This is a genomic window from Leifsonia sp. 2TAF2 (genome assembly GCF_052115085.1).
Lineage (GTDB): Bacteria > Actinomycetota > Actinomycetes > Actinomycetales > Microbacteriaceae > Leifsonia.
In genome coordinates this window covers 330,053-351,873 of record NZ_JBFRFY010000001.1, presented here as the reverse complement: position 1 = coordinate 351,873, position 21,821 = coordinate 330,053, and the positions used below count along the sequence as shown (strand labels likewise).

The 21,821-nt window shown below is 70.1% G+C and carries 16 protein-coding genes; 8 read left to right on the top strand and 8 right to left on the bottom strand.

All coding sequences use genetic code 11. The features are described 5' to 3' along the window. Positions 1–15: 15 nt before the first annotated feature. Positions 16–438, top strand: coding sequence for an adenylyltransferase/cytidyltransferase family protein (locus AB4Z18_RS01685; RefSeq protein WP_441780969.1), 423 nt, complete (start codon positions 16–18; stop codon positions 436–438). 4 nt (positions 439–442) lie between these two features. On the opposite strand, the gene pip is transcribed toward AB4Z18_RS01685, so the two are convergent. Beyond that, positions 443–1,411, bottom strand: a complete 969-nt coding sequence (gene pip / locus AB4Z18_RS01680; RefSeq protein ID WP_441780968.1) for a prolyl aminopeptidase — start codon at positions 1,409–1,411, stop codon at positions 443–445. A gap of 32 nt (positions 1,412–1,443) precedes the next feature. Beyond that, positions 1,444–2,334, bottom strand: coding sequence for a KPN_02809 family neutral zinc metallopeptidase (gene ypfJ / locus AB4Z18_RS01675; protein WP_441780967.1), 891 nt, complete (start codon positions 2,332–2,334; stop codon positions 1,444–1,446). Between the two features lie 65 nt (positions 2,335–2,399). Between ypfJ and AB4Z18_RS01670 the strand changes: the two genes are divergently transcribed. Further along, positions 2,400–3,389 (top strand): malate dehydrogenase, encoded by a 990-nt coding sequence (locus AB4Z18_RS01670; RefSeq protein ID WP_441780966.1) that lies wholly within the window; start codon positions 2,400–2,402, stop codon positions 3,387–3,389. A 98-nt stretch (positions 3,390–3,487) separates the two neighbouring features. Here AB4Z18_RS01670 and AB4Z18_RS01665 read toward each other — a convergent pair whose 3' ends face one another. Further along, on the bottom strand, positions 3,488–5,596 hold the full coding sequence (locus AB4Z18_RS01665) for an acyl-CoA dehydrogenase family protein (RefSeq protein WP_441780965.1): 2,109 nt from the start codon (positions 5,594–5,596) through the stop codon (positions 3,488–3,490). A gap of 249 nt (positions 5,597–5,845) precedes the next feature. Next, entirely contained in the window at positions 5,846–6,328 is a 483-nt protein-coding gene (locus AB4Z18_RS01660; protein ID WP_441780964.1) for a DapH/DapD/GlmU-related protein, read from the bottom strand. A gap of 287 nt (positions 6,329–6,615) precedes the next feature. Here AB4Z18_RS01660 and AB4Z18_RS01655 point away from each other — a divergent pair, with 287 nt between their 5' ends. Further along, positions 6,616–9,018, top strand: coding sequence for a lamin tail domain-containing protein (locus AB4Z18_RS01655; protein WP_441780963.1), 2,403 nt, complete (start codon positions 6,616–6,618; stop codon positions 9,016–9,018). A 294-nt stretch (positions 9,019–9,312) separates the two neighbouring features. Here the strand turns inward: AB4Z18_RS01655 and recQ are convergent, their stop codons facing one another. Continuing rightward, positions 9,313–11,313 (bottom strand): DNA helicase RecQ, encoded by a 2,001-nt coding sequence (gene recQ, locus AB4Z18_RS01650; protein ID WP_441780962.1) that lies wholly within the window; start codon positions 11,311–11,313, stop codon positions 9,313–9,315. 98 nt (positions 11,314–11,411) lie between these two features. Here recQ and AB4Z18_RS01645 point away from each other — a divergent pair, with 98 nt between their 5' ends. Both AB4Z18_RS01645 and AB4Z18_RS01640 read left to right on the top strand, forming a co-directional pair. Next, positions 11,412–11,975 carry a dihydrofolate reductase family protein gene (locus tag AB4Z18_RS01645; protein ID WP_441780961.1) on the top strand — a complete coding sequence of 188 codons (564 nt, stop codon included), beginning with the start codon at positions 11,412–11,414 and terminating at the stop codon, positions 11,973–11,975. Next, entirely contained in the window at positions 11,975–12,841 is an 867-nt protein-coding gene (locus AB4Z18_RS01640) for an EamA family transporter (RefSeq protein WP_441780960.1), read from the top strand. The genes AB4Z18_RS01645 and AB4Z18_RS01640 overlap by 1 nt, the downstream gene beginning before the upstream one ends. A gap of 146 nt (positions 12,842–12,987) precedes the next feature. Here AB4Z18_RS01640 and AB4Z18_RS01635 read toward each other — a convergent pair whose 3' ends face one another. From AB4Z18_RS01635 to AB4Z18_RS01625, 3 genes are all read right to left on the bottom strand, one after another. After that, the gene (locus tag AB4Z18_RS01635; protein ID WP_441780959.1) at positions 12,988–13,458 is read right to left on the bottom strand and encodes a MarR family winged helix-turn-helix transcriptional regulator; all 471 of its coding nucleotides are present in this window, start codon (positions 13,456–13,458) and stop codon (positions 12,988–12,990) included. Further along, positions 13,442–15,184 carry an MFS transporter gene (locus AB4Z18_RS01630; RefSeq protein ID WP_441780958.1) on the bottom strand — a complete coding sequence of 581 codons (1,743 nt, stop codon included), beginning with the start codon at positions 15,182–15,184 and terminating at the stop codon, positions 13,442–13,444. The genes AB4Z18_RS01635 and AB4Z18_RS01630 overlap by 17 nt, the downstream gene beginning before the upstream one ends. A 101-nt stretch (positions 15,185–15,285) precedes the next feature. Further along, positions 15,286–17,826 carry an Ig-like domain-containing protein gene (locus tag AB4Z18_RS01625; RefSeq protein ID WP_441780957.1) on the bottom strand — a complete coding sequence of 847 codons (2,541 nt, stop codon included), beginning with the start codon at positions 17,824–17,826 and terminating at the stop codon, positions 15,286–15,288. Between the two features lie 351 nt (positions 17,827–18,177). Here AB4Z18_RS01625 and AB4Z18_RS01620 point away from each other — a divergent pair, with 351 nt between their 5' ends. The 3 genes from AB4Z18_RS01620 (at position 18,178) to AB4Z18_RS01610 (ending at position 21,818) form a co-directional block, all read left to right on the top strand. Then, on the top strand, positions 18,178–19,194 hold the full coding sequence (locus AB4Z18_RS01620; protein WP_441780956.1) for a nitrilase family protein: 1,017 nt from the start codon (positions 18,178–18,180) through the stop codon (positions 19,192–19,194). 155 nt (positions 19,195–19,349) lie between these two features. Beyond that, the gene (locus AB4Z18_RS01615) at positions 19,350–20,483 is read left to right on the top strand and encodes an endo-1,4-beta-xylanase (protein WP_441780955.1); all 1,134 of its coding nucleotides are present in this window, start codon (positions 19,350–19,352) and stop codon (positions 20,481–20,483) included. A gap of 213 nt (positions 20,484–20,696) precedes the next feature. Continuing rightward, entirely contained in the window at positions 20,697–21,818 is a 1,122-nt protein-coding gene (locus tag AB4Z18_RS01610) for a DUF1611 domain-containing protein (RefSeq protein WP_441780954.1), read from the top strand. Positions 21,819–21,821 lie beyond the last annotated feature (3 nt).

Genomic DNA, 21,821 nt, shown 5'->3' with positions numbered 1-21,821 from the left:
CGAGGGGGGAAGCCCGTGACCCGACGTGTCGGCTACGCCGCAGGAGCGTTCGATCTGTTCCATATCGGACACCTGAACATCCTGAAGCACGCCAAGAGCCAGTGCGACTACCTGATCGCGGGCGTCGTCTCCGACGAGATGCTGGAGCTCACCAAGGGCATCAGCCCGGTGATCCCCCTGGCGGAGCGCCTGGAGATCGTGAGCAGCATCGAGTACGTCGACGAGGCGGTCGCCGAGACCGTCCCCGACAAGCTGGACACGTGGCGCGAGCTGCAGTTCGACGTCTTCTTCAAGGGCGACGACTGGCGCGGCACCGAGAAGGGTCTGCGCCTCGAGCGCGAGTTCGCGGCCGTGGGCGTCGAGGTCGTGTACTTCCCGTACACGATGACCACGTCATCCACGCAGCTGCGGAAGGCGCTCGCGGTCCTCGCGGGTTGACCCGCTAGCCGGCCGCACCCTCGGCGAACCGGTCCGTCGCCTCCACCAGCGCATCCAGAATGCCCGGCTCGTCGAACGCGTGCCCCGCATCGGGGATCATGCGCAGCTCCGCCTCCGGGAGCGCCCTGTGGAGGTCCCAGGCCGTCATCGGCGGCGTGCACACGTCGTAGCGACCCTGCACGATGACCGTCGGGATGCCGGCGAGCGTCGGCGCGTCACGGATCAGCTGCCCCTCCTCGAACCAGCCGCCGTTGATGAAGAAGTGGTTCTCGATGCGCGCGAACGCGACCGCGTACTGGCCTTGCGTGAACGTCTCTACCAGGTCGGGGCGCGGGAGCAGCGTGATCGTCGAGGACTCCCAGCGCGACCAGGCCACCGCGGCCGGCTCGTGCACCGCGGGGTCGGGGTCCGTCAGCAGCCGGTGGTACGCCCGCATCAGGTGCGAGCGCTCCTCCGCAGGGACCGGCTCGAGGAACCCCTCCCACAGGTCCGGGAACAGCGCCGCCGCGCCGCCTTCGTAGAACCAGTCGAGCTCCTGCGCCCGGAGCGTGAAGATGCCGCGGAGCACCAGCTCGGTCACCTGCTCCGGATGCGTCTCCGCATACGCGAGCGCCAGCGTGCTGCCCCACGAGCCGCCGAACACCTGCCAGCGCTCCACACCCAGGTGCTCGCGGAGGCGCTCGATGTCCTCCACCAGGTGCCACGTCGTATTCACCGACAGATCGGCGGCCGGCTCGCTGGCGTGCGGGAGGCTCCGGCCGCACATTCGCTGATCGAACAGCACGATGCGGTAGCGCTCGGGATCGAACAGCCGGCGGTGCGCAGGGGCGGTCGCGCCACCCGGGCCGCCGTGCAGGAAGACGACCGGTTTCCCGTCCGGATTGCCGCTGGTCTCCCAGTACAACTGCTGGCCGTCGCCCACATCCAGCATGCCGCTGTCGTAGGGCTCGATCTCGGGATACAGGGTCCGCATGGGTTGAGGCTAGCGTCAGACGGCGCCGGTCATCACAGGCGTGAGCCTTCGACCGAGAACGTGTCGCACGCGCCTGCGCCCTGACGGTACCCGGTCGTGAACCACCGTTGCCGCTGCTCGGCCGATCCGTGCGTCCATCCTTCGGGGTCGACGCGGCCGGTCGATGCCTGCTGGATGCGGTCGTCGCCCACCGCCGCAGCAGCGCTCAAAGCATCCTTGATCTGCGCGTCGGTGATCGGCTCCAGGAACGGCCGCCCGTTCTCGTCGGCGGTCGTTGATGCCGCCCCCGCCCAACTGCCGGCGAAGCAGTCGGCCTGCAGCTCGGTGCGCACGCTGTCGGAGGTCGGACCGGTCTCACGTCCCGAGTGCTGCTCCATGATGCCGCCGATGTTCTGGATGTGGTGCCCCCACTCGTGCGCCACCACGTACATCTCCGCGAGCGGACCGCCGCTCGCGCCAAACCGGGACCGCAGCTCGTCGAAGAAGCCGGTGTCGACGTACAGTGTGCGGTCGGGCGGGCAGTAGAACGGGCCGACCGCGCTGGTCGCCGAACCGCAGGCCGTGCCGGTCTGATCGGTGAACAGCACGAACTCCGGCGACGAGTAGTTTCCGCCGAGCTGTGGGAGCTCCTTCGACCAGTAGGTCTCCAGCGATGCCGCTGCCCCCTGCATCCGGCAGTCGACGCTGGCGTTCGCCTCGGCGCCTGTCTTGCAGTCGACGGCCTGGTCGCCGGTGCCGATCTGCTGGGTGCTGCTGCCCGCGTCCTGTCCTCCGACGAGGCCCGTGAGGTCCACTCCCAGCAACTGGGCGACCAGGAAGATGGCGATGGCGCCGAGCCCCACCCCACCGGTCGCGATTCCTGCGGTGCGGCCGCGGCGGCGCACCCGGCCGCCGCTGATGTCGGCATTCGGATCGAACGTCATGCCGCACACCGTACGCCGCGATCGGGGTGGCCCGCGGGCGGACGGCGCGGTCTAGGCTCGGCGGCGTGAGCGCATCCACCACCCCTGTGAACGTGACTGTGACCGGGGCGGGCGGGCAGATCGGCTACGCGCTGCTCTTCCGCATCGCCTCGGGGCAACTGCTCGGGCGGGACACCCCCGTCCACCTCCGGCTGCTGGAGATCCCCGCCGGCCTGCGGTCGGCCGAGGGCACCGCGCTAGAGCTCGAGGACGGCGCCTACCCGCTGCTCCACGGCATCGACGTGACCGACGACGCCCGCGTCGCGTTCGACGGCGTCAACGTCGCGCTGCTCGTGGGGGCGCGCCCGCGTGGACCGGGGATGGAACGCAGCGATCTGCTGGAGGCCAACGGCGCGATCTTCGGGCCGCAGGGCGAAGCGATCAACGCGGGTGCGGCATCCGATGTGCGCGTGCTCGTCGTGGGCAACCCGGCGAACACCAACGCGCTCATCGCCGCCGCGCACGCGCCCGACGTTCCGCCGCAACGGTTCACCGCGATGACCCGCCTCGACCACAACCGCGCCGTCGCGCAGCTCGCGCGTCACCTGCACGTGCGCGTGCGCTCGATCGACGGGGTCATCGTGTGGGGCAACCACTCGGCCAGCCAGTATCCCGACCTGACGCATGCGACGGTGGATGGGCGCCCGGCCACCGAGCTGGTGGACGAGCGCTGGCTCGCCGAGGAGTACATCCCCCGGGTCGCCAAGCGCGGGGCCGAGGTCATCGAGGTGCGCGGCTCGTCGTCTGCGGCCTCCGCGGCGAGCGCCGCCATCGACCACGTGCACGACTGGGTCACCGGCACCGGGGACCGCTGGACCAGCGCGGGCGTCGTCTCGGACGGCTCGTACGGCGTGCCCGAGGGGCTGGTGTCGTCGTTCCCCGTGCGTTCGGTAGACGGCTCGTGGGCAATCGTGCCGGACCTGCCGATCGACGCGTTCTCGCGCGAGCGCATCGACGCCTCCGTCGCCGAGCTCGTGGCCGAGCGCGACGCCGTCCGCGCCCTGGGCCTGATCTAGCGCCGCCAAGCCAACAGCTCCTGAGTTTTTCGCGCGGAACCGTGCGGAATGCGCGAAAAAGTCAGGAGCTGTTGGCTTGGACGGAGGAGGAAGCGGGCCTAGCGCTTCTTCTGGGACTTCTCCTGCTCGGGGAGGGTGCCGGCGGCGCGCCGCTCCGCGTAGTACGCGCGGGCCTCGGCCTGACGCTCCGCCTCCGCGCCGGACGCGATCTTCGCCCGCACGAGCTCCGGGCCGTAGCCGAACGCATCCACCAGGTCGACGGCGTGCGGACGGATGCGCGTGAGCAGCCGGTCGATGTACGCCTCGACGGCCTGCGCGCGCTGCGGCGAGAGGCGTCCGTTCATCAGGTACCAGGCGAGGTGCTTCTCGATCAGGCCGAAACCGAACAGGTCGCGCAGCCAGGTGAGCACCTGCTTCGTGCCGGCGTCGGGAGCCTGCTCCAGCACATCCGTGAACGCCTCCCACTGCAGCAGCTCGGCGTGGGCCCGTGCGGCCTCGATCAGCTCGTTCTGCTGCGAGTTGAACAGGTCGGCCGCTGCCTTCTTGCCCAGCTTCGAGGCGGGACGGAGGCGACCGGCGATCTGCGCGATCATCGTCGCGACCCGGTCGGTGAGCAGCTCGCGCTGCGTCGCCGGCTCCTGCAGCCAGTTGACCGCGCGTGCGGTCGACCCGAAGTCGCGGACCGTCTGGGCGACACTCCGCAGCCCCGACCCGTGGTACGCCTTCCCGGCCGCCTGGGTGACGACGTACCGGGCGAGGGCGCCCGCGTCCGCCTTGGCGAACTTGCGGCTGTAGTCGGTCAGCAGACGCTTCGCGACCAGCTGCAGCAGCACGTTGTTGTCGCCCTCGAAGGTGACCCAGATGTCGAGGTCCTGACGGAGCGACGTGAGCCGGTTCTCGGTGAGGAAGCCCGAGCCTCCGCACGCCTCGCGCGCCTCCTGCAGCGTGTCGAGCGCGTGCCAGGTGCTGAGCGGCTTGAGCGCCGCCGCGATGGTCTCGAGGTCCTGCCGGTCGGTGTCCGTGTCGGTCCTGCCGCTGAACACGTCGTCGAACTTGCGCAGGAACACCTCGTGGGCGAAGCTCGCCGCGTAGGTGGTGGCGAGCAGGGGCAGCAGCCTGCGCTGGTGCCGCTGGTAGTCGAGGATGACCTCCTCGTCGGTGGGGCTCCCCGCCGTGAACTGCCGGCGCTGGTCCGCGTACGTGATCGCGATCTTCAGGCCGATCTTGGAGGCGATGACCGCGGAGCCGTCGAGCGACACACGACCCTGCACCAGCGTGCCGAGCATCGTGAAGAAGCGGCGGCCGGGGCTCTCGATGGGCGAGGTGTAGGTGCCGTCCTCCGCGACATCCCCGTACTTGTTGAGCAGGTCGGTGCGCGGGATGCGGACGCCGGTGAAGTGCAGGCGGCCGTTGTCGATGCCGTTCAGCCCGCCCTTCTGGCCGTCGTCCTCGCCGCCGATGCCGGGCAGGAAGTCGCCGTTCGCATCCCGAATGGGGACGTAGAAGGCGTGGACGCCGTGGTTCACGTTCTTCGTGATCAGTTGGGCGAAGACGACGGCTGCCGTGGCGTCGACCGCAGCGTTGCCGAGGTAGTCCTTCCAGGCTCCGCGGAACGGAGTGTCGATGACGAACTCCTGCGTCTCCGGGTCGTACGTCGCGGTCGTACCGACGCTCGCGACGTCGGAACCGTGCCCCGTCTCCGTCATGGCGAAAGCGCCGGGGACCTCCAGCGACATGATCCCAGGGAGGTACTTCTGGTGGTGGCGCTCGGTGCCGAGGTGCATCACCGCGGAGCCGAACAGGCCCCACTGCACACCTGACTTGATCTGCACCGAGGGGTCGGCCGCCACCAGCTCCTCGAACGCGGCGATGTTGCCGCCGTTGTCCTCCTGGCCGCCCACCGACTTCGGGAAGGCGCGGTGCACCTGACCGTTGTCCACCAGCAGCTTCAGCTGCTCGAACACACGCGTGCGGTGGTCGGCGACGGACAGCCCCTCCTGCTTCTGCATCTCGGGACGCGAGGAGAGCTCCCGCGAGGCGAGGCGAGCCTCGGCCCAGTCGCCGAGCAGCTGTCGACCGAGGGCCTCCACATCGACACGCGGCGCGGCACCGGTCGGCGGAGTCGGGCGAGTGGATGCGGACGCGGGGGAAGCGGCGGAGGTGGATGCGGGGGTCGCGCTGGGGACGCGTTCGGCAGTGTCGACCATGACCTCTCCTAACGAAAATCGTGGAATGCCGCCACGCTACGTCCCGGCCCTGCGGAACCGGAAAACGTCGGTGCGCCGCCTACAAAGGTCGGGTCGGACGCCCGACCTTCTGTTTGTGGGAACCTCCAAATACGGTGCCGTCGGGCGTGACATCGCGCACAACGCCCGGTTTAGCCGCCGAACGCGAAAAAGCGCCGCCCCGGAGGTCGGGGCGACGCTTTCGGTTCGCTGGTGGCAGCGAGGCAGACGCTAGGCCGCGCGGCGCGAGGTCCGCGGAGCGCGGGTGTCGCGCTGCTGCGGGCGTGGCGGACGCAGCGGGGTGGTCAGGGCCGCGCGCGCGGCCGCCGCTCCGCGCAGCTCGATGACCGCACCGGCGGGCACCTGGGTGTCGCGCTCGACGCGCGCACCGTTGCCGACCATGGCGTTCTCGCCGAGCTTCACACCGCTGCCGATCTTCACGCCACTGCCGACGACGCATCCCGCGCCGACGTGGACGTTCGCGCCGACGAAGGCGCGGTCGCCCACCGTCGCGCGCTTGTCGATCCAGCTTCCGGCGCCGATGTACGCCTCCATGCCGACGCGCGCGTCGGCCTCCACGTACGCGGTCGGCTCGATGTAGGCCGACTCGGCCACTCGCGCGGTCGGCGAGACGAGTCCCCTGCCGTTCGCGTGACGCTTGTACTTGATGACGGCGCCGGTCTCATCCTCGAGCTCTTCGATCATTCGTGCCATCTACCGTTCCTCCTTCGAGATCGCCGCAGTAATCGTTCAATGTCATAACGCCGGGCGGCCGGAAAAGATTCCCTGGTCCCCCGCCGGAACGACGGACGATACGCCGCCGTTGCGCGCCTGCAAAGGGGGCACGGTATTCACGACCGCGGAACCGTCGCCCGCGGCAGATCACCTGCGCGTCGCCCGGCGTTCACCCCCGATTCGCACGAGTGCCGGATGCTGCGGCTGAGCCTCGTCTCGGTGTCCTCTGACAGAGCACCGGCGCATCCACCCGAAGGAGAACACGCTTGCGCATCCACTCGACCGCGCGTCCACGGATCTGGGCGGCCCTCGCGGCCGTCGGCCTGTGCGCCACCGCCGCCCTCGCCGCGGCCGTCCCCGCGACTGCCGCGACCGCCGACGCTGCCGCTGCCACCGCCGCCGTCACCGCGGCCGCCGACCCGTCGATCGTGATCAACGAGGTCGAGTCGAGCGCACCGAACGGCGGCCCGGACTGGGTGGAGCTGAAGAACACCGGCGCCACCGCTGCCGACCTGGCCGGCTGGTCGGTCCTCGACAACGACGACACCCACACGCGTGTTCCGCTACCGGCAGGGTCGATCATCCCCGCCGGTGGATACTTCGTCATCGACGAGAGCACGCTCGGCTTCGGCCTCGGCAGCGGCGACTCCGCCCGCCTGTACGATCCGGCCGCCACGCTCGTCGACACCTACTCGTGGACCTCGCACGCCGCCGTCACGTACGGCCGCTGCCCGGACGGCACCGGCGCGTTCCGCAACACGACCTCCTCCACGCAGGGAGCCGTCAACGACTGCAGCGTTCCGGCCGTCCAGGTGACGATCAACGAGGTGGAGTCGGACGGCGACGCCACCGACTGGATCGAGCTCATCAACAACGGGGGCGCGTCGGCCGACCTCGGCGGGTACATCCTGCGCGACGACAAGGATGCCGACGCGTTCGTCATCCCGGCCGGTACTTCGGTTGCCGCGGGCGGCTACTACACCGCCGATGTCTCGGCCTTGTTCGGGCTGGGGAGCGCCGACCAGGCGCGGCTGTTCGCGCCGGACGGCACCACACTGGTCGACTCCTACGCCTGGACGGCCCACGCGACCGCCACCTACGGCCGGTGCCCGAACGGCACCGGTGCCTTCGCGACCACCAGCGCTCCAACGAAGAACGCGCCGAATGCGTGCCCGGGCGACATCCAGCTGGGGACCTGGCCGGGCGGCACCGACATCCGCACCGTCGACGACGCGAACGTGCTCGGCGGCAACATGAGCGGCCTCTACTACGAGCCCTCCGGCACCGCCGCGACGGGCGTGCTGTGGGCCGTGAAGAACGGGCCGGGGACGCTGTACCGCCTGCTCTGGAACGGCACCGTGTGGACGCCGGACACCGCTAACGGCTGGGCCTCCGGCAAGGCGCTGCACTACACCGACGGGACGGGCGACCCCGACTCCGAGGGCGTCACCATCACGGGCGCCGGTCCGAGCGGCGGGATCTACGTCTCCACCGAGCGCAACAACTCCGCGAACACGGTCAGCCGCCCGGCCATCCTGCGCTTCGACCCCGCACAGCCCGGGACCTCGCTGACGGCTGCGGCCGACTGGAACCTCACCCCGGACCTTCCCGTGGTCGGCCCGAACCTCGGGCTCGAGGCGGTCACCTGGGTTCCCGACGCCTACCTCACCTCCCACGGCTTCGTGGACCAGAAGACGGGCCACGTCTACGACCCCGCCACCTACCCCGGGCACGGCGACGGACTGTTCTTCGCCGGGCTCGAGGCCAACGGGAACGTGTACGCCTACGCGCTCGGCGCATCCGGCTCGTACACCCGCGTCGCGACCATCTCGACCGGAATGCCCGGAGTGATGGACCTGCAGTTCGACCCGGAGCGCCAGGCGATCTGGGCCGTCTGCGACGACACCTGCCACGGACAGCACGAGCTCCTGACCGTCGCGGCCTCGGGCGCGAATGCCGGGACGTTCCAGGTCGCGCAGGCTTTCGCGCGGCCGAGCGGGATGCCCGACTACAACAATGAGGGCTTCGCGCTTGCGCCGCAGGCCGAGTGCGTGAACGGACTGAAGCCCGCGATCTGGGCGGATGACACCGCGGACGGCGGGCACGCGCTGCGCCAGGGGACGGTCGCGTGCACGGTGCTTCCCGGCGGTGGGAATGGTGGCGGCGGCACCGGTGGGGGAGGTAACGGTGGGGGCACCGGTGGCGGGGGTAACGGCGGCGGCGGCAACGGTGGGGGCACCGGTGGGGGCGGCTCGCCGGCGGCGCCGACCGCACAGGTATCGGCGAGTTCGGTCGGGATCGGTGGCAAGGTCACGGTCTCGGCGACCGGGTTCGCCGCCGGCGAGCAGGTGGAGATCTGGCTGCACTCCGACCCCGTCCTACTGGCCGTAGTGACGGCCGGCCCGACGGGCGCGGTGACCGCGACGGTCACCATCCCGTCGACGGTGCCCGCCGGTGCACACGCGCTGGTACTGCTCGGACGGACGTCCGGTGCCACGGTCACGGTCGCCCTCACGGTCACCGCGATCGCGGCCGCGAACGGGGAGACGGCCGGCCTCGCCTCGACGGGATCGGATGTGACCGTGCCGCTGGGTGCCGCGCTCCTCCTCGGAGCGGTCGGCAGCGGCCTCCTCCTGGCACGCGGCGTCGCCCGCCGTCGCTCGGCCTGAGTCCGACCAGGGGCCCGGTCGCCTGTGCGGCCGGGCCCCTTGCCATTTCGGGACGGCCTGCTTGCGTAGGAGAAACGGCTCCACATCTCCGACCCACCGCGGTGCGGATGGAGTTTCGGACGCCGACCCGCCGATTGTCCTTCACTAGCCTCTGAATCGCCGCCCGTCCGTCCGGCCGCCAGCGTCGGAGAAACAGTCCCGAATCTCCTTCGATTGGCAGTGCTGAAGGAGATCCGGGCGGTTCGAGGCCCGAATCTCCTTCGATAGCCGGAGGCCGACAGCAAGGCGGACGCGTCAGACGGCGGCGGTGGCGGAGGCCACGACGCCCAGGAGCGCTTCTCCGTAGGCCTCGCGCTTCTTCGCGCCGATCCCCGAGATGCCGTCGAGGTCGGCGAGCGAAGCCGGACGGGCGGAGGCGACGGCGCGCAGCGTCGCATCGCCGAAGACGATGTACGCGGGGACGCCCTGCTCCCGGGCCTGACCGGCTCGCCAGCTGCGCAGCGCCTCGAAGAGCGGCTGGTCGGCCGCGGCCAGATCGGCCGCCGCCGTGCTGCGCGTCGAGCGCAGACTCCGTTCCGGCCGGTCGGGCTCGCGCCGGAGCACCACCGTCCGGCCGCCCGTGAGCACCTCGGCGCTCGCGGGCGTGATCGTCAGCACGCCGTACTCGCCCTCCGGCTTCAGGAGCTCCTGCGCGATGAGCTGGCGCACCACCCCGCGCCACTGGCTCTCGCTCAGGTCGTCGCCGATGCCCCAGGTCGCAAGCCCGTCGTGGCCGTATTGCTCGACCCTCGGGGTGCGCTTGCCGCGCAGGATGTCGACCAGGTGCCCAGCACCGAACCGCTGATTGCGCTCGCGCTGGAGTCGGACCACCGTCGAGAGCAGCTTCTGTGCCGGAACGGTGCCATCCCAGCTCTCGGGCGGCGTGAGGCAGGTGTCGCAATTGCCGCACGGAGTGGATGCCTGACCGAAGTAGCCGAGCAGGTTGACCCGACGGCACTGGACGGTCTCGCAGAGCGCGAGCATCGCATCCAGGTGCTGCGTCAGACGCCGCCGGTGTGCCAGGTCGCCCGGGGAGTCGTCGATCATCCGCCGCTGCTGCACCACATCCTGCAGGCCATAGGCGAGCCACGCGGTCGACGGCAGACCGTCACGCCCCGCGCGGCCGGTCTCCTGGTAGTAGCCCTCGACCGACTTCGGGAGGTCGATGTGGGCGACGAAGCGCACATCCGGCTTGTCGATGCCCATGCCGAACGCGATGGTGGCGACGACGATCACGCCCTCCTCGCGCAGGAAGCGCGACTGCGTCGCCGCGCGCTGCGTCGCTTCGAGTCCGGCGTGGTACGGGAGCGCCGTGAGACCGCGGGCCGAGAGGAACTCCGCCGTCTTCTCCACCGACGCCCGCGAGAGGGCGTAGACGATTCCGGCGTCGCCCGGGTGCTCGCTGGTGATGAAGTCGAGCAGCTGCTTCCGCGGCTCGGCCTTCGGAACGATCCGGTACTGGATGTTGGGACGATCGAAGTCGGAGACGAAGTGCTCCGCGCCCTCCAACCGCAGCCGCGCAGTGAGCTCGCGGTGGGTCGCCTCCGTCGCGGTCGCCGTGAGCGCAATGCGCGGGACGTCGGGCCAGCGATCGGCCAGCTCGGACAAAGCGAGGTAGTCGGGACGGAAGTCGTGCCCCCATTGCGAGACGCAGTGCGCCTCGTCGATGGCGAAGAGTGCGACGCGCCCGCGCTCCAGGAAGCGCTTCGTCGCCTCCGACGACAGCCGCTCGGGTGCCACGTAGAGGATGTCGAGCTCGCCGCCGAGGTACGCACGCTCTACCGCGCTCCGCGCCGCGCCATCCTGCGTGGAGTTGAGGAACGCGGCGCGCACGCCGACCGCGGTCAGCGCATCCACCTGATCCTGCATCAGGGCGATCAGAGGTGACACGACGACCCCGGTGCCCTCGCGCAGCAGCGACGGGATCTGGTAGCAGAGGCTCTTGCCCGCTCCGGTCGGCATGAGCACGACCGCATCGCCCCCGGCCGCCACCCGCTCGATGACCGCCTGCTGCTGGCCGCGGAATTCGTCGTAGCCGAAGACCGTCTTCAGTGCCTCCGCAGCCGTGCCGAATCGCGCGGGCGTGACCGCAGGCTGTGCGGACGCCATCGGCCGTGCCTGCGCCGTCGAACCCACCGCAGGGCCGGCCGCCCGGGGTGACCCGGCGTACGGGTCGCCGAACTCGGGCAGCGGCGGCTCCTCGTCGAGAGGAGGCGCGTCCCGGTCGTCGGGGATCCAGCCGTCGGTGAAGCTCATTCCTCGATCGTATCGGCGGCCGCTGACCACCGGCCGGACGAGCGCGATCTGTGGATAAACCGCGCACCCGCGACGGCCCCTCCGGTACCATCGCCCACATGCGCCGGCTCATCGTGACAGAGTTCATGACCCTCGACGGCGTCGTCGAGGCGCCCGGCGGCGAGCCCACTCACCGGCACTCCGGCTGGACCATCCCGTTCAGCTCCGACGACCTCCGCGCCTTCAAGTTGAGCGAGGTGCTCGAGGCGGAGTCGCTGCTCCTCGGCCGGCGCACGTACGAGCAGTTCGCCGACGCCTGGCCTCCCCGCGAGGGGGAGTTCGCGGACGCGATGAACGGCATGGCGAAGCACGTCGCCACCTCGCGGCCACGCGAACTCGTCTGGAACGCCACCGCGCTCGAACCGCCCGTGCGCAGTTCTGTGCAGTCGCTGAAAGACGGCGACGGCGGGCCGATCCTCGTCGCGGGCAGCGCCTCCCTCGTCCGTTCGCTACTGGTCTGGGGCCTCGTCGACGAGCTGCGGCTGCTGGTCTACCCGGTGATGATCGGCGGCGGCTTGCGGATCTTCCCCGACGACCGCGAGAAGTGGACGTTCGAGCTCGCCCAACTGACACGGTTCGAGTCAGACGCGGTCCTTCATACGTATCGACTGGCCGGGAGCTGATGCCCGCCGCAGTCCTCGGGCTGCTGGGCGCCGTCGTCTACGGTTCCGCCGACTTCCTCGGCGGGGTGGCCGCCCGGCGCATCGGCCCGCTGCGAACAACGGCGGTCGGCGCGGTCAGCGGCCTTGTCCTTCTGCTCCTCTCCTATCCCCTGGTGGGAGGGGTGTGGTCGGCCGCCGCGCTCGGCTGGGGAGCCCTGTCCGGACTGGTCGGCACGGTGGCCGTCGCGCTCTTGTACGCCTGCCTCGCGATCGGCCCGATGAGCATCCTGTCGCCGCTGACCGCGGTGGTGTCCGCCCTCGTGCCGATGACGTGGGGGCTGCTCGGCGGCGACCGCTTCGGCACGGTCGGCTACCTGGCGCTGGGGCTGGCGCTCGTCGCGGTGGTGCTGGTCGGATTCGTGCCCGAGAAGGGCGCGGTGCGACCGAGCGGGCGTGCGCTGCTGATGGCGGTTGCCGCCGGTGCGATGATCGGCGTCTTCCTGATCGTGCTCGATCAGACTCCCGCCGATTCGGGCGTCGTCCCGCTCCTCGCCAACCGGACCGTGAACGGCGCGGTCATGTGGGCGCTCGTCGGGACGCTGGTCCTGTTGGGACGCCGCCAGGCCCGGGCAGAGGGAGGGATGCGGCTCGACGCGCGCGGGTCAGGGATCGCCGCCGCCGGTGGCGCGCTGGACGCATCGGCCAACCTCATCATCCTGATCGGGCTGCGGCTCGGCGACCTGACCACCATGTCGGTGCTCGTCGCGCTCTACCCGGCCGGCACCATCCTGCTCGCGGCGATCGTGCTGCGGGAGCGGGTCGCACCGGTTCAGTGGGTCGGCCTGGTGCTCGCGGTGCTCGCCGCGGCCCTGCTCGCCGTCAGCTGAGTCGCCCGCCCTCCGCCGCACGCCTGCCGTCGAAGTGCTCGTAGATGCGCGCACACGCGGCGTGTCGGGCGCAACTACGAGCACCTCGACGCGGAGGCGGTCCCGTATTCAGGACGAGCACCTCGGGGGAAAGGGCGGTCCTGTATTCAGGACGGGGACGGCGGCGCGACCTGCGCGACCTGCTCCAGCGCGGGCAGGGCGGCGCGCACCGCCTCAACCTGCTCGGGCGTCAGCTCGCCGAGGACCTCCGCGACCGCGCGGGCGCGGTCCGAGCGCGCCTCGAGCAACAGCTCGGTCCCCGCCTCCGTCCCGGAGACGAACAGCGAGCGGCGATCCTCCGGGTCGGGCATGCGCTCGACGAGGCCCCGGGATTCGAGCTCGGCGACGATCCGCGTGATCGTCGGCGCGGCCGCCACCTCGATGGCGGCGATCTCACTCGGCCGGATCGGCCCGCGGCGGACGATGGTGGAGAGGGCGGACAACTGTCCGTGACTGAGCCCCCCGGTGGACGAGCGGATGCGGCGGTTCAGGCGCCCGACGGCCAGGGCCAGGCGGCCGGGGACATCGTCGTCTCGTCCGGCCGCCGGCCGATCGTCAGCTTCATGCGCGCTGGGCACCGACTTCCTCGCCTTCCTCGCTGGCCTGCCGCTCGGGTGCGGCGGCCTCCTCATGAACATACTTTGCCCCGCCGAGGAACGAGGCAACAGCACCGATGACGCTCATGATGGCGGCGGCGATGAACACGACCACCAACCCGTCGTGGAAGGGACCGGAGATCAGCTGCGGGAAGAACTCCTTGCCCGTCAGCGTGGCCCCGTCGACGTGCGGGGCGGTGAGGATCCCGGTCGGACCGAGGAGGCTCTGGATGGGGTTGTAGCCGAGGAACGCGGCGAACAGACTCCCGACAGGCGGGGTGTTGCCCACCTGCGCCGCGATGTTCGTGGGGACGCCGTGCGAGGTGAGCCCGTTGGTCAGCGCGGACGGCAGCGCGACCGACAGCCCGGCGATCATCAAGGAGAAGAAGATGCCGATCGAGAGCGAGCTCCCGGCGTTGAGCGCGACGCCGGCCATACCGGAGGCGGCTCCGCGTTCGTTCGCGGGCACGCTGTTCATGATCGCCGTGCGGTTCGGCGACGAGAACAGACCGGATCCGATGCCGTTGAGCCCGGTGAGCACCGCGAACTGCCAGTACTCGAAGTTCACCGGGATGAGCAGCAGCCCGATGAAGGTTGCCGCGACGAGCAGCAGGCCGACGGTGGCGAACGCGCGCGAGCCGAATCGGTCGGAGAGCGCCCCTGAGATCGGGCCGGCGATCAGGAAGCCGATCGTGATCGGCAGCATGTAGATGCCGGCCCAGAGCGGCGTGGACTCGTAGCTGTAGCCGTGCAGCGGCAGCCAGATCCCCTGCAGCCAGATGATGAGCATGAACTGGAGGCCGCCGCGCCCGATGGCCGCGAGGAAGCCGGCGAAGATCCCGGAGGAGAACGCCCGGATGCGGAACAGCCGCATGTCGAACATGGGCGACGGCACCCGCTGCTCGACGAAGACGAAGGCGACGAGCAGCAGGATGCCCCCGATGATCGATCCGAGCACCCACGGGTTCCCCCAACCCTGCGAGGAGCCGCCGTAGGGCTGGATGCCGTACGTGATGCCGGTCAGCAGCGCGATCAGGCCGATGCCGAAGGTGGCGTTGCCGAGCCAGTCGATGCGCCCGGGGTTCTTCTGGCCGACCTCGTGCAGCGACTTGATGGACCAGATGGTGCCGATCACGCCGAACGGCACGGAGACGAAGAACACGGCGCGCCAGTCGATCTCGGCGAGGATGCCGCCGAGGATGAGGCCGATGAAGCTTCCCGCGATCGCCGCGACCTGGTTGAGGCCGAGTGCGAAGCCGCGCTTGTTCGCCGGGAACGCATCCGTGAGGATCGCCGTCGAGTTGGCGAACAGCATGGCTCCGCCGACGCCCTGGACGAACCGCCAGACGATCAGCCACAGCGCGCCGGGCCCGCCGCTGAACGGGTCGAGGCACAGCGCGATGGCGGCGAGGGTGAAGATGACGAAACCGAGGTTGTAGATGCGGACGCGGCCGAACTGGTCGCCCATCCGCCCGAACATCACAACGAGCACGGCGGTGACGAGCATGTAGCCCATCAGCATCCACAGCAGGTAGGAGACGTTGCCCGGCTCGAGCGGGTTGAGCTTGACGCCCGTGAAGATGGCGGGCAGGGAGATGATCACGATCGACGAGTTGATCGTCGCCATCAGCATGCCGAGGGTGGTGTTGGAGAGCGCCACCCAGCGGTAGTGCGGGTGGTCTTTGGTGAAGATGCCGGTGCGGGCCACGGGAGTCCTTGTCAGAGTGCGCGCGAGTACGTGGAAATGTAGTTGTTTATATGCGTCAACTATATAACCGCGTCGCGGCTCTTGCACGTGGGCGGCGGCCGCTACGGCCGATCGCGACGCGAGCCGGGTCGCAGCCGACGGAGGGCCAGCACCCCGGCGCCCGCGCACACGGCGACCAGGCCCATCCACCCCCAGCCGCCCACCTGGGAGCCGGTGCCCGCTAGCGGTCCGCCGGCGGCGTCGCCTCCCGCGCCACCTCCCCCGGTCACCGGAGGTGTCGGCCCGGGACCCGGCGCCACAGGAACTGCGGTGACGGTGAGAGAGACGGTCGCGTCTGCGCACAGGTCGGCGGCATTCACCGCGCAGATGCGGTAGGTGAAGGAGTCGGTTCCGGCGAAGCCCGGAGCCGGCACGTAAGTGAACGACCGGCCTGCCAACGTCACCGATCCGTGCGCCGGAGGGGCGACAACGCTTGGAACATCGACCGACCCGGTGTCGTTGGCCGTCACATCCACGGTGACCGCGGTGCCCGCCGACGTCGTCGCCACGTCGTCGACGGCCAGGGGCACGACCTCGACGGTGACGAGGCCCGTCGAGCAGAGTTCGGGGTCGGCCGCGTCGCAGGCGAACACGGAGTACTGGTCACGACCGGCGAAGACGCTCAGCGGCGTATACGTCGTCAGGCCGCTCGCATCCACGGTGGCGGTCCCGCTCCGCGGCGGAATGCCCCTCGCCACCACGAACGGATCCCCTTCGGGGTCGACGATCGACAACCGGTCCTGCACCGGGACGCGGACCGTGGTCCGCATGGTCAGATCCTGGATCACCGGCGGGAGGTTGAGGCGGAGGACCGTGATGGCGACGACGGCGTCGTCGCAGACGGTCGGCGCGGTGGGCGAGCACACCCGGTATCCGAAGGAGTCCGCTCCGAGGAAGCCGGGATCGGGCGTGTACAGAGCGGTCCCTGCGGCGGTGTCCAGCACGACGACGCCGTGGCCCGGGGGCGAGGACGGCGTGCCGACCAGGACGGCGCCCGGTGTGACGTTGTCGGGGACGAGCGGGATCAGGACCGCCTGGTTCTGGAAGGTCTGAGCCGCGGCATCGCTGGCGACCGGGAACACCGTGATCGTGATCGCACCCACATCGCACAACGACGGCGTCCCGTTGTCGCACACCCGGAACGTCGCGACGTCCACGCCGGTGAACGCCGAGCCGCTCCGATACTCGAAGGCGCCGGTCGGCAGCATCCTGAGCCGTCCGCTCGAGGGACCGGACACGACATCGAAGGTCAGGACCTGTCCGGGTTGCGGATCGGAGGCCGTCGCGGTTCCGAGAATGGATGCGCCGGTCACCCCCTGCACGGCGGTGTCGTCGGCGGTCGGTCCGGTGTTCGGCAGGACCACGGGCACGACGACCGTGCTCGCCCGGCTCGACTCGGACGTGCCGTCATTGTTCTCCGGGTCGGGGTCCGGCGTCGTGGAGGTCGCGCTGGCGATGTCCGTGAGCGTGGTGTCCGGGGCCGCGGCGGCGGTTCCGGTCACGGTGAGCGTCTGGCTGGATCCGGCCGCGAGAGTCCCGAGCGTCCAGGTCACCGTCGTGGCTCCCACGACGCCGCCCGCGGACGCGCTCACGCCGACGAGCCCGGGCGGCAGGGCGTCCGTGACCACGACTCCTTCGGCGGATGCGGGGCCGTTGTTGGCGACCGAGATCGCATACGTCAGAACAGAGTTCTCGGCGACCGTCGCCGGACCGGTCTTGCCGACCACGACATCCGCCGACGGCCGCGGCAACGCGCACTCCGGCGCCGGGTAGGAGAGTTCGGTGAACCGGGCGACGTTCCCGCGCACGACGTTGACGACAGTGCCGGTCTGCACGTCGAAGATCTGCCCGGGAGGCGCCGTACTGTCGACCACGATCGGCGAGGCGGCCGAGAGACCGGTGAAGGATCCCTGCACGCTGGTCGATCCACTGAAGCGGTACATCCCGAAGCCGGTGACCTGACCGTCGACGGTGAGGGTCGCGGCGTCGAGCATCCCGGACGCGGACTGGCTCCACGTGCCGTTGTTGCCGAACCGTCCGCCGACCAGCACGAGTCCCTGGTTGCTCGACGACGGCCCGTTGTTGCTCAGGTCGCCGGTCGTGGCCAGGGCGCAGTCGTTCTGCACCACGCCCGAACCGTTGACGATGAGGCTTCCGGCGATCCGGACGATGCCGGTGTTGACCAGTCGCCCGTTCACCGTGGCGGCGCCGTCGACGGTCATCGATCCTGAATTCAGGATGCTGAAGCCGCTGTTCTCGTTCATCACGCCGCCGACGTGCAGCGAGCCCGCGTTGCGCAGCTGGCCGACCGAGGGCGAGAACGACTGGGCGATGTCGAGCGCCCCGCCTGCCGCCACGTCGATCAGTGACGACCCGTTGATGTTCAGCCCCTCGGCGCTGGCCGTCCCTTCGACCGTCATCGCGAATCCCGTCCCCACGGAGACGAACGGGAGCGCGACCTGCGCGCCCGGGGCGATGAGGAGCGCTCCCTCCGCGTTGTTCAGGTACGGCGGCTGAAGGACCGCCCCGGTAGCGACGCAGAGCGTGCCGCCTGCCGGAAGCGCGTCGACACCGCCCAGGAAGGCCCCGCCCGTAAGGAGCACGGTCTCTCCCGGACGGACGGCGATGGTGGAGGAGGTCGGCGTCAGGGTGCGGTCGGGCGATGCGCACAGATCGGCGAACGCTGCAGCCGCGGGGTGCGGGGACGAGGAGAGGATGAGCGTCGCCGAGAGCGCGCAGACGCACGCCGCGAGTGCGGCCAGGTGTCGGAGAGCGCGCTTGTGTGCCGTATCGGCTCCTTCACATCGGCTCCAGTGTGCTCGTCGGCCGACCCGAAGAGAAGAGGGAGCCCAACCGACGCGACGGCGTGTTCGGCGGGACGATGGACTCGATAGATTGCTGATGCGGCTGGAGCGCGCCCGCGCCGGCCGTCCGTCATCCCGAGGAGCCCCCGAATGAATGAAGAGCGTCCGCTGCGCGTATCCGTCGTTCAATTCGAGGCAGCACCCTCCGATCCGGCCGCCAACCTGGACACGGTCCGGCGTCTGGCGTTCGCCGCCGCTGCGGACGGCAGCCGCCTGGTGATCTTCCCCGAGATGTGCCTGCTCGGGTACTGGCACCTGACGAAGCTGCCGGCCGAGGAGCTGCGTCGACTCGCCGAACCCGCCGACGGCCCTCTCGTCACGAGCCTGAGGGAGCTGTCGCAGGAGCTCGGGGTCGGCATCGGGGCCGGCTTCCTCGAATCCGCCGATGGAACGCTCTACAACTCCTACGCGGTCTGTTTCCCGGATGGCGCCACCCACATCCATCGCAAACTGCACGCGTTCGAGCACGAGGCCATCTCCAGCGGCGGGCAGTACACGGTCTTCGACTCCCCGTGGGGCGTGCGGATGGCCATCCTGATCTGCTGGGACAACAACCTCGTCGAGAACGTGCGCGCCACCGCACTGCTCGGGGCCACCGTGCTGATCGCGCCGCATCAGACCGGCGGGACCAACTCGCGCAGCCCGCACGGCATGAAGGTGATCCCCGCCGAGCTGTGGCACAACCGGCACCAGGACCCGGCAGCGCTGGAGGCCGCCGTCAACGGCCCGTCCGGCCGCGAGTGGCTGATGCGCTGGCTGCCGTCGCGCGCGCACGACAACGGGATCTTCGTGCTCTTCGCCAACGGCATCGGCCCCGACGACGACGAGATCCGCACCGGCAATGCCATGATCCTCGACCCGTACGGCCGGATCGTGGCCGAGACGCCCGCGCCGGGCGAAGCGGTGGTGACCGCCGACCTGGACCTCGAGCTGCTGCCCCTCGCCACCGGGAGGCGGTGGCTGCTGGGGCGGCGGCCGGAGCTGTACGGGGTGCTGACTCAGCGTTCGGGACTGGAGCGCGACGCACGCACCGCACGGCACTCCTCGGAGGAGGTGCCGGCATCCTTCCGCGTCGGTCCGCAGCCGGGCGAACCCGACGCGCGCTGACGGCGACAGGACAGGCGCCCGGCCGTTCCGGCGGCGAATACGGCTTTTCCAAAACTTTTGACACCCATCCGGGGGCCGAATTAGCTGGATGACGCAACAAATCCACGAGGACGCCGCAATGCCGCGACGCCCGACGCATACAAAGGAGTAGCAGCGTGTCGATTCGCCTTCGAGCCGGTCTCATCACCAGCGGTCTCATCACCACCGCGGTGATCGGGGCCGGAGCCGTCATCCTCGCCCAGGGAGCCGCCTTCGCGGCTCCGCCCGCAGCCCCGTCCCACCACAGTCCCGCTACGGCGGACTCCCTCCGCGCGCTCGCCTCGCAGTCCGGCCTCCGCATCGGCACCGCCGTCAACACCGACGTTCTTGCGCAGAACAGCGACTACCGGGCGATCGTCGCCTCGCAGTTCTCGACGGTCACGCCGGAGAACGTCATGAAGTGGGAGGTCGTCGAGCCCACGCAGGGCACGTACGACTGGTCGGCGGCCGACAAGCTCGTCGCCTTCGCGCAACAGAACGACCAGCTCGTGCGCGGGCACACGCTGGTCTGGCACAGCCAGCTTCCCGCCTGGCTGACCGCCGCCGCGCCGTCGATGACACCCGACCAGCTGCGCGCGATCCTCAAGAAGCATGTCACCGATGAGGTCAGCCACTTCAAGGGCAAGATCTGGCAGTGGGATGTCGTCAACGAGGCGTTCAACGACGACGGAACCCTGCGCGACAGCATCTGGCTGCAGAAGCTCGGCCCGAGCTACATCGCCGACGCCTTCCGCTGGGCGCACCAGGCCGACCCTCGGGCGCTGCTGTTCTACAACGACTACAACATCGAGTTCACCGGGCCCAAGAGCAACGCGGTCTACCAGCTCGTCCAGGACCTCAAGGCGCAGGGCGTCCCGATCGACGGCGTCGGCTTCCAGACGCACCTGGACACCCAGTACCCGCTGCCGGATCTGCAGAACAACCTCCAGCGGTTCGCGAAGCTGGGGCTGAAGGTGGCGGAGACCGAGGTGGATGTGCGCACCACCCTGCCGGTGACTCCCGTCGAGCAGAACGCGCAGATTGCGGGCTACACCACCACCCTCCAGGCGTGCCTCGCGGTGCGGGCGTGCCTGTCGTACACCGTGTGGGGCGTCGGCGACGCGTACTCGTGGGTGCCCGGCGTCTTCCCCGGTGAGGGCGCGGCGACCATCTACGACGAGAACCTCCAGCCGAAGCCGGAGTACACCGCGGTGCAGCAGACGCTCGCCCTCGGGGCGGGCACGCCCGGGCGCAACAATCCGCGGCGCTGAGCCGGCGCTGAGCCGCCGCACCTGATCGAGGGGCCGTACGACTGCGTTCGTGCGGCCCCTCGTGACGGGCGCGGACATGAACGCACAGGTTGCGCTGCTACGGTTCAGCAGCCGGTACTGTGCCGGCTTCAGGGAAGACGCCTCGTTGACAGAAGGATCCTTCGGATCCGGCCACGATCCCGTCGCCTCCTCTGTGCATACAAGAGGAGCGCCATGTCCGCGTCCGTGAAAGCCGTCGTCTACTGCGAAGGGCTGTTCGGAAGGCTCGATGGGAAGACCGCCAACGGTCTGGTCCGTCATTCCGAGAAGTACGACATCCTGAGCGTCATCGACAGCTCCTGCGCCGGTCAGGACGCGGGGATGGTCCTGGATGGGGTGCCCAACGGCATCCCGGTGCTCGCGAGCCTCGACGACTCCATCGGACGGGCCGGTTTCGTGCCGGACACGCTCATCTTCGGGATGGCCCCCACCGACGGCCTGCTCACCGCCGACCACCGGGCGGTGCTGCTCGACGGCATCGACCGCGGGATGAACCTGGTCAACGGGCTGCACGAGTACCTCAACGACGACGCCGAGTTCGTCGCCGCCGCTCTGGTGGCCGGGGTGACCATCGTCGACGTGCGCCGCCCCAAGGAGATCAAAGACCTGAAGCTGTTCAGCGGCCGTATCTTCGACGTGACGTGCCCGCGGATCGCGGTGCTCGGCACAGACGGATCGGTGGGCAAGCGCACGACAGCGACCCTGCTCACGCAGGCGCTCAACGCGGTCGGGATCCGGGCCGTCATGGTCGGAACCGGCCAGACGTCGCTGATCCAGGGCGCCCGGTACGCGGTCGCGCTGGATGCGACCATCCCGCAGTTCTGCTCCGGCGAGGTGGAGGCGCAGGTCGTCGCCGCGTTCGAGGAGGAGGACCCGGACGTGATCATCGTCGAAGGCCAGGGTGCGCTGAGTCATCCTGCTTACCTGAGCTCCGGCGCCATCCTGCGCGGAAGCCGGCCGGAGGGCGTCATCGTGCAGCACGCACCCGGGCGGGTGATGCTGGGCGACTTCCCGATGATGCCGGTCCCGACCGCGGCCAGCGAGATCGCCCTGATCCAGGCGTTCAGCGACACCCGCGTCATCGGCATCACCATCAACCACGAAGGCCTGACGGCGACCGAGCTCGACGACACCATCGCCGAGCACGAAGCGCAGCTGGGCCTGCCCGTGACCGACCCGCTGACCCGCCCGCAGGAGGAGCTGGTCGACATGGTCCTGCTCGCATTCCCGGAGCTGGGGCTCGGCGCCGGGGCAGCACTGGCTGGTGCCGCCGGGGCGGCCTCGCGCACGCGCTAGGGC